The organism is Pedobacter aquatilis (assembly GCF_030409415.1).
GTDB lineage: Bacteria > Bacteroidota > Bacteroidia > Sphingobacteriales > Sphingobacteriaceae > Pedobacter > Pedobacter aquatilis.
Map to the genome: position 1 here is coordinate 147,795 of NZ_JAUFPW010000009.1, position 13,921 is coordinate 161,715.

Consider the following 13,921-nt stretch of genomic DNA (forward strand, 5'->3'; position numbering starts at 1 on the left):
CAAAGCAAAATTTATTAAATGAAACCATTTTTACAAGAAGTTGCCGAAGATTTAATTGCCAGATTTGGAAATGAGCTAGAAAACTGCGCCATTGTTTTTAATAACAAGAGACCAGCCGCTTATTTGCAAAAACACTTTGCTGATATTATTGGCAAGCCATTTTTCAGCCCATCTTTTTTTACCATACAAGAGTTTTTTGCCTGCTCTACCAATTTTAAAATTGCCGATTTCTATTTGCAGTTTTTTACGCTACACAAAATTTATAATCAGCTTTTGGCTGAAGAAAAACTCGAAACCATTTCAAGCCATAAATTTTTTCCGCTGGCAAAAATTATTTTGAGCGATTTTAACCAAATTGATGCGGATTTAGTTGATGCCGAAAAATTGTATCGCGATTTGGAAGATATTTCAATTATCAACCAAGATTTCGATTATTTAAGCCCTGAACAATATCAGTTTCTCTCCCAATTCTGGACTTCTTATTCTGAGGGAAAACATAAAAAACAGCAAGAACTTTTTATAAAAATGTGGCGCAGAATGCCCAAACTTTATAATAAATTTCACACTGTATTAAAGGAACAGGGTTATTTAACCAATGGTTCTGTATATCGCCATTTGGCTGATGATATTACAAGTCACCAGGAATTTATTTCCAACTTTGAAAAAGGAAAAATCATATTTGTTGGCTTTAATGCGTTGAGCAGTGCGGAAGCGAAAATTTTTACGCAATTGCAGGAAGCCGAAAAAGCACTTTTTTATTTCGATGCAGACCGTTATTATTTAGATGATACTTCTCAGGAAGCTGGCTTGTTTTTAAGGAAAAACCTTAACCTGCTTGGTTTGAAAAATGAGTTTGCTAACCGGGAAAGTTTAATGAAAACTGAGCAACATGATGTTAGCGTTTTCAAGGTTCAGGGGCAATCTGCGCAAGCAAAAATTCTTAATAATATTTTAGAAGAAGATTATACGAATGCCGAAACGGTTGGCAAAACAGTTGTGGTTTTAGCCGATGAAAGCTTGCTCATTCCAACTCTACAAACCATTCCGGCAAGTTTCAATGGAACTGAAATCGACCTCAATGTAACGATGGGTTTTGCTTTATCAACTTCAAGCATTTTTGGCTTGGTAGATTTATGGCTAACCAGCCAGCTAGAGGTTTTGCAGAGCGATAAAATTAGCTACAAAAGTGTTGAAGCTTTTCTAACCCATCCATTAACAGGTTTGTCGCAAAAAATGCGTGATAAAATCCTGACCGCACTTTTGGAAGAAAATCAGGTTGAGATAGACCACAAACGCCTTTTAAGGCAAAATGGTTTATTCGAAGTTTTCTACAAAAAAATTGAGGAACCGCAGTTTGTTGTCACGAATTTACTCGAGGTTTTGGATTTTGTTTTAACCAGATTATCGAATGCGAAAACCTTAAAGAAAATCGATGCGGAGCTTTTCGTAAAAACCATTCAGGAGCTAAACCGCTTACACGATACTTTCAACAGTCATATAGGGAAGGAGGAGATTCCATTCGTAATTTATTTGGTCCAAAAATCGCTGCAAGCCATCGCTGTCCCGCTTTCTGGCGACCCGCTCAATGGCATACAGGTTATGGGTTTGCTCGAAACCAGAAATCTAAATTTTGACAAGGTTGTTATTTTAGGCTTTAATGAGGGCATCATTCCAAAATCATCCATCGGAAATAGCTTTATTCCGGATTCCATCCGCAGGGTTTATGGCTTGCCAGTTCTGGAGAATTTAGATGCGATTTCATCTTATATGGTTTACAGATTGATGCAAAGGGCAAAAAACATCAATTTTGTTTACAACAGCCTAACGGATGAAAGTACATCGGGCGAAGCCAGCAGAATTTTAAAGCAATTGGAATACGAAAGTGGTTTTAACTTTACTTACCACGAATTAAATCTCGAAGTAAAAACCGAAGCTTTTAAAGAAGTTCAGATTGAGAAAACCAACAATGCTTTCATTCAGGAAACGTTGCAAAAATATCTGGATAAAAAGAAAATCCTTTCTCCATCGGCTCTAACGCAATATATTTCGAACCCGATTGATTTTTTCTTCAACTACATTGCAGGCATAAAAGAGCCTAAAGAGATTAGTGCCGTTGTAGAAGCAAATGAAATTGGTTCTATCTTGCACAAGGTGATGGAATATTTTTATGAGGATTTACGCAAAGCTGAAATTACTGCCGAACGAATTAATGAGCAAAGGAAGTTGGTTCCAAAACTCATTCAAAAAGCTTTTAACGCGGTAATGTTTAACCATCCAGATTTGGTGATGGAATATAAAGGCATGCAAAAAGTGATACTTGCAATCGTGGAAGCTTATGTTAAAATCATTTTAGACCAGGATATTTCGCAAACGCCATTTACCATCATCAGTTTGGAGCAAAAAGTTGAGGCCATAATCAGTTTTTCGCTAAATGGCAAAGAGGAAAGCATTAAAATTTTCGGTTATATCGATAGGGTGGATGTTAAGGATGGCATCACCAAAATTGTAGATTATAAAACAGGGAGCGACAAATTAGCTTTTAAGGATGTTGAAGAACTTTTTAATTCTGACGGTAAACACATTAACAAAGCATTAATTCAAACGTTACTTTATACTTATGCTTACGAGCAATCTGCTGGAAAAACTTGTGTTGAGCCAAATCTATATATTGTTAAAACCATGAACGACCCAGTTTATGGCGGCGTTTGGTTTAAATCTAACCGACAAGTTTTGCGAGGCGATTTCCTTGAGGAAATAAAACCTATGTTTCTGGCTAAACTTAAAGAAAAACTAACCGAATTATTTGGCGCACCTTATTTTAAAGCCAGCGAGATACCCGATAATTATAAGTATTCGATTTATAAAACTTTGTTTGGGAAATAGGTTTGGCTAAAGCCAAATGGCAACCAATCTCTAACCGTTGGTTGAAACCAATGGCAATGAAGATTTCAAATCGCCCAATATACATGCATTAATTGCAGTCTGCTTTAGCTGACTGCCTATATTAAATATTTGGGTGGCTTTAGCCAAACCATAAACTTAAACCGTTGGTTGAAACCAACCGCAATTAATCTTGCAAATGCATAGAGGCGATATCACTCTGCTCAGTCACTTCTTTGCCGTCCAGCTTCAGCCGACGGATAAAAATTATTTTCTTATATTGGCTTTGGCAATGCATAAACTTTAACCGTTGGTTGAAACCAACGGCAATTAATCTTAGCAAACGCATAAAGGCAATATCACTCTCCTCAGTTATCTCTTTGCCGTCTGGCTTCAGCCGACGGATAATAATTATTTTCTTATATTGGCTTTAGCCAAACCATAAAATATGTCGTATGTAAAAATTTGGGTTCACTTGGTGTTCTCAACAAAAAACCGACATCCCTATTTAACCAAAAACATCCGTTATCAAGTTCAAAAACACATTATTGAAAACTGTGAAAAACAATCCATCTTCCTTAAAGCTATAAATGGATACACAGACCATCTGCATTGCTTAATATCTTTAGGAAAAGAACAAAATATCGCCAAAGTTGCACAGCTTATTAAAGGCGAATCTGGGTTTTGGATTAACAAAAATATGCTTGTTGATGGGACATTCATGTGGCAGGATGATTATTTCGCAGTATCAGTAAGCGAATCACAATTAGAAGCGGTTACAAACTACATCAAAAATCAAGAGTCGCATCATTCAAAAAAAACATTTGGAACAGAAGTAAAAGAATTCGCAGATAAATATAAATTTGAGATAATAAAAAAAATATAATGCTAACCCTCAACTTCACTAAATTTCCAAACCTCGAAACCGAGCGATTGATTTTAAGAGAACACAATTTGGCAGATGCCGAGGCATTATTCGCAATGCGCACCAATGAAACGGTTATGAAGTACATTGACCGTGAGCGACCAAAAGATTTAATGGAAATCAAAACCTTTATTACCAAGTTTAACGAGGGCTTCGAAAATGGCGACAACCTTGCTTGGGTAATTGCATTAAAAGAAAATCCCAACGAAATGATTGGCTCCATTGGTTTCTGGCGAACAGATTATGCAAACCACCGGGCAGAAGTTGGATATATGCTTCACCCCGATTATTGGCGGAAAGGAATGATATCCGAAGCCTTAAAAAGAACCATAGATTTTGGCTTTGAGGATATGAATTTGCACACCATAAAAGCAAACATTAATGTAGAAAATGATGCATCAAGGCAAATGCTTATTAAACACGGCTTTGCCAAAGAAGCGCATTTTAAGCAAGATTATTATTTCCGCGGGCAGTTTTTAGACAGCGAAATTTATGGTTTGATGAATCCTGATCATTAAATATTTGGAGAAATAGATAAAGAGTAATACAAAAACAACCTAACTCATCCCATTGCGAAATAATATTTTAGCTATTATCCAAAAACCATTAAAATAGAAACCTTAACCTGCAAAAAGCCATTAAAACCAAGCATAATTATTACAAAATACACGCCTAATTCCCTTTGGTTTCAATGCTTTTAATAATTATATTTGCCACCGTTATTAAAATTTACAATGAGAGAAATCCAATTTAGAGAAGCACTACGCGAAGCCATGAGCGAAGAAATGCGTAAAGATGACCGCGTTTTTTTATTAGGTGAAGAAGTAGCAGAATATAACGGAGCGTACAAAGTAAGTCAAGGCATGCTTGATGAATTTGGTGCGAAACGCATTATCGATACCCCGATTGCCGAATTAGGTTTCGCAGGTATTGCAACTGGTGCTGCAACAGCAGGCCTTATTCCAATTGTCGAATTTATGACATTCAACTTCTCATTGGTAGCTATCGACCAAATCATTAACGGCGCAGCTAAAATTTTATCAATGAGCGGTGGTCAGTTCTCATGCCCTATGGTTTTCCGCGGTCCAACAGGTAACGCAGGTCAATTAGGTGCACAACACTCACAAAACTTCGAAAACTGGTTTGCAAACACTCCAGGTTTAAAAGTAGTTGTTCCATCAACTCCATACGAAGCTAAAGGTTTATTAAAACAAGCCATTATCGACCCAGACCCAGTAATTTTCATGGAATCTGAAGTAATGTACGGCGATAAAGGCGATGTTCCCGCAGAAGAATATTACATCGAATTCGGTAAAGCAAACGTAACCAAACAAGGTACTGATGTAACCATCGTAACTTTCGGTAAAATGTTAACCCGCGTAGTTAACCCTGCTGTAGAAGAATTAACTAAAGAAGGAATTAACGTAGAAGTTATCGATTTACGTACCGTTCGTCCTATCGATTACGATACCATTATCGAATCGGTTAAGAAAACAAATCGCTTAGTTGTGGTTGAAGAAGCTTGGCCGTTAGCATCACTTTCTGGTGAGATTGCTTTCATGGTACAAAAAAGAGCTTTCGATTACCTAGATGCGCCAGTTTTACGTATCACTTGTGCAGATGTTCCACTTCCATACTCGCCAACATTAATTGCTGCAAGCTTACCAAACGCAGAAAAAGTTATCAAAGCGGTTAAAGAAGTAATGTACGCTACAAAATAAGCACAACCTGTCAGTCTGAGCTTCCCTAAAAATATCGGGACAAGTATTAGAAGACAAAAAAATATAAATCCTCCAAAGCAATTTGGGGGATTTTTTATTCCCTCTTTTAGAGGGGTGCCCGTAGGGCGGGGTGTTCTTTTCACATATAACTACTTTAAAATAAAAGCGTAAAGATTTCTTCTCCGGGCTCATATGTATCTTACATTCCTTACATGGTCAAATATTTCTGAAAACCAATATCCGTAATTCTTCGGTTACAGCAGTCCCGCCATTCATTTCAATCTTTTTGTGCACTACTGTTTTTGCGTCAATTCTCGCCATTGCGTGGCGGAAAGACGTAGCTTTTTTTTCGTCATTATCACAAAAAGTATTTCCATTTCTGTCTGGTTTATTTAACAAAAACCTGTGCTAAAAACTTAATTGGGTTCCTGCATAAATCAAAAAGCAAATAAATATAATTTATTATCTTAGCTACTAACCAATTGCTATGGAAAAGACAGACCCAAAAACCATCGATGAATACATTGCGCTATTCCCTGCAAAAACGCAAGAAATTTTGCAACAAGTTAGAGAAACCATTCAAAATGCTGTGCCAAACGCAACAGAAGTAATTAGCTATAAAATGCCGGCATTTAAGCAAAATGGTATTTTAGTTTACTTTGCAGGTTATGCAAAACATATTGGTTTTTATCCAACAGGCTCAGGCATCGAAGCCTTTCAACACGAATTTGGCGATTATAAATGGAGCAAAGGTGCAGTACAGTTTCCCATAAATAAACCAATGCCTTTGGATTTGATTACCAGAATTACAAAATTTAAAGCAGAGCGAGATTTGGAAAAAGAAGCGGAGAAAAAGAAATAATACACATTCTGATACGATTCCCCATGTAACCCAAAATAGTTGCATAAACAGAATTTTCTAAACGGGATTGAAGCGGCATATCCCGATTTTTCATCGGGAATATAGCGTAAAGCCCGACGGATATTAATAAAATCTACTGTCTTTGCTTTTCAAAAAATCAATCTCTAAAACTCACAAAAACCCTGTAAATCCTACCATAATTTTACTCACAATATCTGGTGGAAAACTTCATCTTAAAAATCCTTAAATCCAGTAAATCCTGATTAGCTTTGCGACATTAATTTTTGAATATGTTAGCTCACCATAAAATAATTGCAGCCGAATTAAACGTTGCAGAAAAACAAGTAACCGCAACCGTAAATTTGTTAGACGAGGGCGCAACAGTACCATTTATTTCGCGTTACCGTAAAGAATTAACGGGGAGTTTAGACGAGGTGCAGGTAGCAGGAATACGCGACAGGGTTTTGCAATTACGCGATTTAGACAAGCGCCGCGAAGCGATTTTAAAATCGATGACTGAGCTTGGAAAACTAACGCCAGAACTGGAAAAACAAATAAACGAAGCTGAAACCATTTCGCTTTTAGAAGATATTTACCTGCCTTACAAACCGAAGCGCAAAACACGTGCTTCGATGGCAAAAGAAAAAGGTTTGGAACCATTGGCCCTACAAATTTTTGAGCAGAAAAGCTTTGATTTAGAAGCTGCTGCCGATAAATTTATTGATACCGAGAAAGGCGTAAATACGTTTGATGAAGCTTTGGCTGGCGCAAGAGATATTATTGCCGAAATGATTTCGGAAAATGCAGAAGCCCGTACAAAAATGCGCACTTATTTTCAGGAAAAGGCGGTCTTCAAATCGGAAGTGATAAAAGGAAAAGAAGAAGAGGGCATTAAGTATAAAGATTATTTTGAGTGGACTGAGCCAGTAAAAACAGCGGCCTCGCACCGTGTTTTAGCCATGCGCCGTGGTGAGAAGGAATTGATTTTACGTTTAGACGCTTTGCCTCCCGCAGAAGACGCTTTAGCAATTTTAGAAAAACAGTTCATTTTAGGAAATAATGCGGCTTCGAAACAGGTTCAACAAGCTTTAGAAGATGGTTACAAACGTTTATTAGAGCCAGCAATGGAAACCGAATTGCGTGTTTTAACCAAACAAAAAGCCGATGAAGAAGCGATTCGTGTTTTCGCAGAAAATGCCCGTCAGTTATTGTTGGCTGCACCAATGGGGCAAAAAAATGTAATGTCTATCGACCCAGGTTTCCGTACGGGTTGTAAAGTGGTTTGTTTGGATAAGCAAGGTCAGCTATTAGAAAACACAGCGATTTATCCGCATACCGGACAAGGAAACGTTAAAAATGCAGAAGTTACGATTCAACAACTTTGCGAAAAACATAATGTTGAAGCAATTGCTATTGGCAACGGAACGGCTGGTAGAGAAACCGAGGCTTTTGTTCGCGGGTTAAATTTACCAAATGTTACAATAGTGATGGTGAATGAAAGTGGTGCTTCAATTTATTCTGCTTCTGATGTGGCTCGTGAGGAATTTCCAACACAAGATATCACCGTTCGTGGGGCGGTTTCAATTGGTCGTAGATTGATGGACCCATTGGCAGAATTGGTAAAAATCGACCCGAAATCTATCGGTGTTGGGCAATATCAGCATGATGTTGACCAAACTAAACTACAAGCCAGTTTGGATGATACCGTAATTAGTGCGGTAAATGCGGTAGGTGTAGAATTAAACACGGCTTCGAAACAAATTTTAGCTTATGTATCTGGTTTAGGACCAACCTTGGCGCAAAACATTGTGGATTACAGAAACACAAACGGCGCTTTTAAAAACCGTGAAAGCTTGAAAAAAGTAGCTCGCTTGGGCGATAAAGCTTACGAGCAAGCGGCTGGTTTCTTACGTATCCGCAATGCAGAAAACGTTTTGGATACCAGTGGTGTTCACCCAGAACGTTATGCTGTGGTAGATAAAATGGCCAAAGATTTGGGTACAACTGTTTCGACTTTGATGAAAGATGCGCAACTTCAAAAGCAAATTAAACCTCAACAATATGTTACCGATGAAATCGGCTTGCCAACTTTAACTGATATTTTAAAGGAACTGGCAAAACCCGGTCGCGATCCGCGTGAGCAATTCGAGGCTTTCAGTTTTACGGATGGTGTTAATGAAATAGCTGATTTAAGAATTGGAATGAAATTACCTGGAATTGTAACCAACATAACCAATTTCGGTGCTTTTGTAGATATTGGCGTTCACCAGGATGGTTTGGTGCATACCAGTCAGTTGGCTAATCGTTTCGTTGCTAACCCGAACGATGTAGTTAAGGTGCATCAAAAAGTTGAAGTTACGGTAATGGAGGTTGATGTGGCTCGTAAAAGGATTTCGTTATCGATGAAGACTGAAGTGGGGACGAAGGATAAGGAGCAAGGAGCAAAGAATAAAGAACAGAATGCAAAGCATAATCAATCTCGTTCTCAGCCTAAAGTTCAATCTCGTCCTCAATCTCAACCTAAAGATGCAGATGGCGATTTGCAAGAGAAATTAGCGAAGTTGAAAGGGATGTTTAAGTAAATTATATTGTCGTCATTTCGACCGTAGTGGAGTAATCTTTGAACTTTGTTTACATATTACAAAGATCTCTCCATTCCGCTGCGCTCCAGTCGAGATGACGACAAATGATGCTAAATCCCATCAAACTTATCCTTAAATTCCAATCTTTTCTTTGGTAAACTTTCAAGGTAATTTGTTTGAATAAAGGCTATCATTTCTCAATCTCGTTCTCAGCCTAAAGCTCAATCTCATCCTCAATCTCAACCTAAAGATGCAGATGGCGATTTACAGGAAAAATTAGCGAAGTTGAAAGGGATGTTTAAGTAAATTATATTGTCGTCATTTCGACCGTAGTGGAGTAATCTTTGAACTTTGTTTACATATTACAAAGATCTCTCCATTCCGCTGCGCTCCAGTCGAGATGACGACAAATGATACTAAATCCCATCAAACTTATCCTTAAATTCCAATCTTTTCTTTGGTAAACTTTCAGGGTAATTGGTTTGAATAAAAGCTATCATTTCTTCCCTCACATAACAACGTAAATCAAAAGCTCTGGAGGAATTAGAAGCACTCATCAAATAACGAACTTCAATAGCGCCATCTTTCGTACTATCCGTAACTTGCACCACATTGACTCTCTTATCCCAAAGGGGATTTGAAGTTAGCAATCTGGTTAGCTCTTGGCGCATGGGTTCAATTGGGATGGTATAATCGAGATAAAGGAAAACCGTTCCGAGTAAATCAGCCGAAACCCTTGTCCAGTTTTGAAAGGGTTTTTCGATGAAATAAGTGATGGGTAAAATTAACCGCCGTTGGTCCCAAATACTAACGACCACATAGGTCAGCGTAATTTCCTCAACCCTACCCCATTCGCCCTCAACTATTAAAACATCATCTATACGAATGGGCTGTGTAAAAGCAATTTGAAAACCTGCCAGTAAATTTCCAAGCGATTTTTGTGCCGCAAAACCGATAATAATTCCGCCAATACCAACACCAGTTAATAGCCCAGCGCCTATTTTTCGCATACTTTCGAAGCTTAGCAGAATAATCGCGGCCGTAATTAAGATGATTAGTGAAACTATGAACTTGCGAACAAACTGCAGCTGCGTCCTAATTTTTCGTTCCTTTAAATTATTTTCTTTGTTAAGGTCGTACTTGAGGTAGAAATAATCTTCGAGCACATTTATTAATCGAATTAAAATAAGAGCAAAAGTTGCAGTTAAACATATTTCTAATACTTTATCCAATGGTAACTTTACTTTCGCAGATATCGCCATTAAATCCAGTGAAAAATTAAGAAATAGTAAAGGAATAAAAACTGCGATTGGTCTGCGGAGGTGTTTTATGGTAGATTTTATGATGATGAAATCCCACCAGCGAGATAGCAAAATAAATACTTTATGGATGATAAACTTAACCAAAATACCCAGCAATATTGCAATGATACCAATGATTAAGTTCTTTAAAAATAACGGAATAGGATAACCGAAAATATTATCTAAATACTGCATTTAAGAAATTTGTTGGTTAATAAATTAGGCTGAAAAGCCATAGATACTTTAACAACAAGCATCTTTCACTTTTGTTTGTACCAAAGAAATGGCACAACAATAATAAATTATATACTTTTAGGACTTTGTATTTCAAAACGAAATTCTAACATGGATTTTTTCAGTTCCCACAGTATATTTTTTACAATTCTTGGTTACCAGATGAGCTATTTGGAGTTTTTCGCAGTAATAACGGGTATAATTTCCGTTATTCTTTCGGCAAAAGCAAGCATCTGGAGTTGGCCGGCAGGCATTGTAAATGTTTTTTTATCTGCCTTTTTCTATTATCAAATTCAGCTGTACCCCGATATGTTTCTGATGGTTTTCTTTTTCGTAACCAATATTTTAGGCTGGTGGCGATGGGCAAACCCTAAACCCGAAGAAGAAGACAAAAAGAAAGAACTGAAGGTAAGTTTCATGCCTCGAAAGCAGTTTTACATTTGCATTGCCGTTGGCGTTGCAGGGACTATACTCATCGGCATGTTAGCCAGCCAACTTCATAATTGGTTTCCGCTGCTGTTTAATTTGCCAAGTGCCTACCCATTTGTCGATTCATTTATTTTAGTGATGAGTGTAATAACCACCTTCTTAATGATTCAAAAAAGAATTGAATGTTGGATTATTTGGTTGTTGATTGATGTTGTAGCCACTTATTTATACTTTTTAAAAGGAGCCAAATTTTTCGGAGTTGAATATTTCATCTTTACCATTATTGCCGCATTTGCCCTATGGAATTGGATTGAAGAGTATAAAAGTTATAATAAAACTGCATGAAAAGAGGCTTAGTAATCGGCAAGTTTATGCCCATTCATAATGGCCATGTTGCATTAATTAACTTCGCAGCAGCACAATGTGATGAACTTATCGTATCAATGAGTTACACTCCAAGCGACCCAATAAATGCAGAATTGCGTTTTAATTGGATAAAAGAAATCTTCAAAACCCAACCGAATATTAAACCAGCTTTAATTGCTGATGATTTTGATAATGACAATTTAGCCCTAGAAGAACGAACCAAAATTTGGGCAAGGAAGATGCAGGAGGTTTATCCAAAAATTGATGTATTGTTTAGTTCAGAAGAATATGGCGAACCATTTGCCTTAAATTTACAAGCAAAACACTTTCTATTCGACCAGGCGAGACTTGTAATTCCAGTCTCTGCAACAATGATACGCAGTAATCCCCTTAGATGTTGGAACTATATTCCTGATGACGTTAAACCACATTTCGTTAAAAAAATCTGTTTCTACGGTCCAGAAAGCACCGGAAAATCTACAATGGCTGAAAAAATGGCTTTGACTTATGAAACTGAATTTGTTCCAGAAGTTGCCAGAGAATTAATTACCTCGAATGATATTTCTGTTGATGATATTATTAAGATTGGGAACGCACAAACGCAACGCGTAATTGATAAAACACGAATTGCAAACAAAGTTCTTTTCTGCGATACAGATATTATTACCACACAGATTTATTCGCAACATTATTTACGAGCCATTCCTGAGATACTTTTTGAACTTGAAGCCCAAATTAAATATGACTTATATTTTCTTTTAGATATTGATATAGAATGGGTTGCTGATAATTTAAGAGACCAAGGACACAGGAGAAAAGAGATGTTTGCTCTATTTAAAAATGAGCTTGATAAGCGAAGTGTTCCATACATCGAAATAAAAGGGGATTACAAAGAAAGAGAGGATAAAGTAAAAGCAATAATTAATATGATGCTGGAGTTGGAGTGAAAAATCTATGAGGTAACGAATTGTGACCTCATAGATTGAATTGATTTTTGTTTATTCAATTTAAATCCAATTATGATATGACAGCTAAACAAACGCTCTCTATCATCCCTGGAAATATTTTAGTAAATAAGATTTATGAAATCCGTGGCCAAAAAGTTATGCTGGATAGGGATTTGGCGGAACTTTATGGTATAGAAACCAAAGTTTTAAAACAAGCAGTCAAAAGAAATATTGATAGATTCCCCAACGACTTTATGTTTGAGCTTAATAAAGAAGAACTTGAAGATTGGAGGTCACAATTTGTGACCTCCAAAGCAGATAAAATGGGGCTAAGAACCAGGACAAAAGCATAGAATTGGTTTTTAGTTACCTGGATAAATTGATGGAGAAGAAAAACGAGCCAAGAACGAGGATTGGGTTTAAGCCTGATGAGTTATAACGATTTACCTTTCTAATCCAAACCCGATTGAAGTGGAAATACTTTTTTTGTTTCTTCTACCTAAGATAGATTGCTTCGTCGTTTCGCCTCGCAATGACGTAATATTAAAGGCAGTAGCTGTTTCAAAAAAGATTGCAACAAAAAGCGGGGCCGAACCCAAACAAAGTACTAGTGAAATTGCTTTACATATTTATGAATGAGATTGCCGCGTCGCTAAGCTTCTCGCAATGACGAAATTGTTTAGCTTAACGATAGCTTTGTGGAAGTTAAACCTACTACATAAAACGTTCAACTTTTTTCTTACCAACTATTTGATAATAAAAGTTTTCTATCTATCTTTGCAGTCCCAATTTTAATGGGAATAAATAATTGTTTAATAAATTAAATACAAGCAAGTGAATACGTTAAGTTACAAAACTGTCTCTGCCAATGCGAAAACTGTTAACAAACAGTGGATTGTTGTTGATGCACAAGGCGAGATTTTGGGGCGCTTGTCATCGAAGATCGCTATGATCATCCGTGGTAAAAACAAGCCTGAATACACCCCACACGTAGATTGCGGAGATAATGTAATTGTTATCAATGCAGACAAGGTTAAATTGACAGGAAACAAATTCAGCGAAAAGCAATATGTTTCTTATACTGGTTATCCAGGTGGTCAACGTTTTATCTCTCCAAAAGAGTTAATGGCGAAACACCCTCAACGTGTAATCGAGAAAGCGGTACGTGGTATGTTACCGAAAACTAAATTGGGTAAAAAACTTTACACCAATCTTTTTGTGTATGCTGGTGAAACCCACCCTCATGCAGCTCAATCTCCAAAAACCATTAAACTTTAAGAAATGTCAGTTACTAACACTTCAGGAAGAAGAAAAACAGCTGTTGCACGTATCTACTTAAAAGATGGTGCTGGAGCAATTACCGTTAACGGTAAAGATCACAAAGTTTATTTCCCAACTTTACCATTGCAATATATCGTAAACCAAAGTTTAGAGGTTTCTGAGCTTACTGGCCGTTATGATATCACAGTAAACGTACAAGGTGGTGGAGTAAAAGGACAAGCAGAAGCTGTTCGTTTAGCTATTGCTAAAGCGATTGTTGAACTAGATGCGGAGAAAAAACCTGCATTACGTGCTAAAGGCCTAATGACGCGTGATATGCGTATGGTTGAGCGTAAGAAACCAGGACGTGCTAAAGCTCGTAAGAAATTCCAATTCAGTAAACGTTAATCACAG

The 13,921-nt window shown here is 37.2% G+C and carries 13 protein-coding genes; 11 read left to right on the plus strand and 2 right to left on the minus strand.

Annotation, left to right across the window (positions count from 1 at the left end):
• Window positions 1–18 precede the first annotated feature (18 nt).
• The 4 genes from QWY86_RS02780 to QWY86_RS02795 all read left to right on the plus strand — a co-directional run bounded on the left by QWY86_RS02780 (window position 19) and on the right by QWY86_RS02795 (window position 5,526).
• Window positions 19–2,883, plus strand: a complete 2,865-nt coding sequence (locus QWY86_RS02780) for a PD-(D/E)XK nuclease family protein (RefSeq protein WP_290238514.1) — start codon at window positions 19–21, stop codon at window positions 2,881–2,883.
• 445 nt (window positions 2,884–3,328) lie between these two features.
• Window positions 3,329–3,766 carry an IS200/IS605 family transposase gene (gene tnpA / locus QWY86_RS02785; protein WP_290238516.1) on the plus strand — a complete coding sequence of 146 codons (438 nt, stop codon included), beginning with the start codon at window positions 3,329–3,331 and terminating at the stop codon, window positions 3,764–3,766.
• A complete protein-coding gene (locus tag QWY86_RS02790; RefSeq protein ID WP_290238519.1) occupies window positions 3,766–4,323 on the plus strand; it encodes a GNAT family N-acetyltransferase in 558 nt (185 codons plus the stop codon). Before tnpA ends, QWY86_RS02790 begins: the two co-directional genes overlap by 1 nt.
• Before the next feature lie 216 nt (window positions 4,324–4,539).
• Window positions 4,540–5,526, plus strand: a complete 987-nt coding sequence (locus QWY86_RS02795; RefSeq protein ID WP_290238521.1) for a pyruvate dehydrogenase complex E1 component subunit beta — start codon at window positions 4,540–4,542, stop codon at window positions 5,524–5,526.
• Window positions 5,527–5,742: 216 nt separating this feature from the next.
• Here QWY86_RS02795 and QWY86_RS02800 read toward each other — a convergent pair whose 3' ends face one another.
• Window positions 5,743–5,925 carry a hypothetical protein gene (locus QWY86_RS02800; protein ID WP_290238522.1) on the minus strand — a complete coding sequence of 61 codons (183 nt, stop codon included), beginning with the start codon at window positions 5,923–5,925 and terminating at the stop codon, window positions 5,743–5,745.
• 88 nt (window positions 5,926–6,013) lie between these two features.
• Between QWY86_RS02800 and QWY86_RS02805 the strand changes: the two genes are divergently transcribed.
• Window positions 6,014–6,388 (plus strand): iron chaperone, encoded by a 375-nt coding sequence (locus tag QWY86_RS02805; protein WP_290238524.1) that lies wholly within the window; start codon window positions 6,014–6,016, stop codon window positions 6,386–6,388.
• Window positions 6,389–6,678: 290 nt separating this feature from the next.
• Entirely contained in the window at window positions 6,679–8,970 is a 2,292-nt protein-coding gene (locus tag QWY86_RS02810; protein ID WP_290238526.1) for a Tex family protein, read from the plus strand.
• A 416-nt stretch (window positions 8,971–9,386) separates the two neighbouring features.
• On the opposite strand, the gene QWY86_RS02815 is transcribed toward QWY86_RS02810, so the two are convergent.
• Window positions 9,387–10,466: a mechanosensitive ion channel family protein gene (locus QWY86_RS02815; protein WP_290238528.1), complete on the minus strand. Its 1,080-nt coding sequence runs from the start codon at window positions 10,464–10,466 to the stop codon at window positions 9,387–9,389.
• A gap of 150 nt (window positions 10,467–10,616) precedes the next feature.
• Here QWY86_RS02815 and pnuC point away from each other — a divergent pair, with 150 nt between their 5' ends.
• From pnuC to rpsI, 5 genes are all read left to right on the plus strand, one after another.
• On the plus strand, window positions 10,617–11,279 hold the full coding sequence (pnuC, locus tag QWY86_RS02820) for a nicotinamide riboside transporter PnuC (RefSeq protein ID WP_290238530.1): 663 nt from the start codon (window positions 10,617–10,619) through the stop codon (window positions 11,277–11,279).
• The gene (locus tag QWY86_RS02825; protein ID WP_290238531.1) at window positions 11,276–12,247 is read left to right on the plus strand and encodes an AAA family ATPase; all 972 of its coding nucleotides are present in this window, start codon (window positions 11,276–11,278) and stop codon (window positions 12,245–12,247) included. The genes pnuC and QWY86_RS02825 overlap by 4 nt, the downstream gene beginning before the upstream one ends.
• 77 nt (window positions 12,248–12,324) lie before the next feature.
• On the plus strand, window positions 12,325–12,600 hold the full coding sequence (locus QWY86_RS02830) for an ORF6N domain-containing protein (protein WP_290238533.1): 276 nt from the start codon (window positions 12,325–12,327) through the stop codon (window positions 12,598–12,600).
• A gap of 481 nt (window positions 12,601–13,081) precedes the next feature.
• Complete coding sequence (gene rplM, locus QWY86_RS02835) at window positions 13,082–13,525, plus strand: 50S ribosomal protein L13 (RefSeq protein WP_010602007.1); 444 nt, start codon at window positions 13,082–13,084, stop codon at window positions 13,523–13,525.
• Between the two features lie 3 nt (window positions 13,526–13,528).
• Window positions 13,529–13,915 (plus strand): 30S ribosomal protein S9, encoded by a 387-nt coding sequence (gene rpsI / locus QWY86_RS02840; RefSeq protein WP_055913282.1) that lies wholly within the window; start codon window positions 13,529–13,531, stop codon window positions 13,913–13,915.
• Window positions 13,916–13,921 lie beyond the last annotated feature (6 nt).

Bases quoted from the DNA above. Each gene is read 5' to 3' on its own strand.
- QWY86_RS02825 (WP_290238531.1), top strand. From the start codon at position 11,276: ATGAAAAGAGGCTTAGTAATCGGCAAGTTTATGCCCATTCATAATGGC.
- QWY86_RS02805 (WP_290238524.1), top strand. From the start codon at position 6,014: ATGGAAAAGACAGACCCAAAAACCATCGATGAATACATTGCGCTATTC.
- tnpA (WP_290238516.1), top strand. From the start codon at position 3,329: ATGTCGTATGTAAAAATTTGGGTTCACTTGGTGTTCTCAACAAAAAAC.
- QWY86_RS02795 (WP_290238521.1), top strand. From the start codon at position 4,540: ATGAGAGAAATCCAATTTAGAGAAGCACTACGCGAAGCCATGAGCGAA.
- QWY86_RS02815 (WP_290238528.1), bottom strand. From the start codon at position 10,466: ATGCAGTATTTAGATAATATTTTCGGTTATCCTATTCCGTTATTTTTA.
- QWY86_RS02790 (WP_290238519.1), top strand. From the start codon at position 3,766: ATGCTAACCCTCAACTTCACTAAATTTCCAAACCTCGAAACCGAGCGA.
- QWY86_RS02830 (WP_290238533.1), top strand. From the start codon at position 12,325: ATGACAGCTAAACAAACGCTCTCTATCATCCCTGGAAATATTTTAGTA.
- rpsI (WP_055913282.1), top strand. From the start codon at position 13,529: ATGTCAGTTACTAACACTTCAGGAAGAAGAAAAACAGCTGTTGCACGT.
- QWY86_RS02780 (WP_290238514.1), top strand. From the start codon at position 19: ATGAAACCATTTTTACAAGAAGTTGCCGAAGATTTAATTGCCAGATTT.
- pnuC (WP_290238530.1), top strand. From the start codon at position 10,617: ATGGATTTTTTCAGTTCCCACAGTATATTTTTTACAATTCTTGGTTAC.
- QWY86_RS02810 (WP_290238526.1), top strand. From the start codon at position 6,679: ATGTTAGCTCACCATAAAATAATTGCAGCCGAATTAAACGTTGCAGAA.